Origin of the sequence: Paenibacillus sp. GCM10027628, from assembly GCF_042676385.1 — a bacterium.
Lineage (GTDB): Bacteria > Bacillota > Bacilli > Paenibacillales > NBRC-103111 > Paenibacillus_E.
In genome coordinates this window covers 1-790 of record NZ_JBHTHA010000057.1, presented here as the reverse complement: position 1 = coordinate 790, position 790 = coordinate 1, and the positions used below count along the sequence as shown (strand labels likewise).

Below are 790 nucleotides of genomic sequence, written 5' to 3'. Positions count from 1 at the left end.
CTAACTGGCAGGATAGTTCCAATATGTGGTAATATGGGGGTAAGGGTTTAGGGGAGGCGTTTAAACTTGAAATTAGCTAAACTATCTCTTATAAGTGGACTCATTGTTACTTTATTGATTTATATTTTGTCATTATTTCTAAACAGTGGTATTAGTCAACGAATATCGGGATGCATTGGTTTAATTCTAATACTCACTACAATTATTACAAGTGGCTCACTGATATCAGGTGACCGCCAACGAGCTAATAATAGTACAGAAACCACCAATGATAAAAAGCAAAGGGACAGTATCTCTATAGCATGTTTTCTTGCAGCTATCCCGATTTTATTCTTTGGGGATATCTTAAGTACTTCAAGTGAAAAATTGATTGAGTTAACGGGAGACGAATGCTCTGAACTTACATCACGAGGCTGCCTCGGCTAAGACGGCAGTCTCGCTCCGCTAACTGGCAGATTAGCGTGGTGAATTTAAAACTATTTCCACTTATTTCCGTATATAATTAAGTAGTCCAAATATATTGTGTAAGGAGGGGCCACAATGCCGTATATAAATCTCCAAATAACGAAGGGTGCTAGTAGGGAGCAAAAGGCGCAAATCGTTAAAGAATTTACTCAGACCCTTGTCAATGTACTTGGCAAGAAACCTGAACATACCCATATTGTTATTCAAGAAATTGATGAAGAAAATTGGGGGTTCAGCGGTGTTTTGACAGACGATTTTCGAAGGAGTAAGTCTTAAGTTATTACGTTAACGGAAACGTTTGTTATTTTCATACAGCATTAATGAA

General features: G+C 37.6%; 2 protein-coding genes. Both read left to right on the top strand.

Annotated elements, in window-relative coordinates; all coding sequences use genetic code 11:
* Nucleotides 1-66: 66 nt before the first annotated feature.
* The gene (locus tag ACFQZT_RS32175) at nucleotides 67-426 is read left to right on the top strand and encodes a DUF5316 family protein (protein WP_379307045.1); all 360 of its coding nucleotides are present in this window, start codon (nucleotides 67-69) and stop codon (nucleotides 424-426) included.
* Between the two features lie 114 nt (nucleotides 427-540).
* Nucleotides 541-741, top strand: a complete 201-nt coding sequence (locus tag ACFQZT_RS32170; RefSeq protein WP_379307043.1) for a tautomerase family protein — start codon at nucleotides 541-543, stop codon at nucleotides 739-741.
* Nucleotides 742-790: the final 49 nt, after the last annotated feature.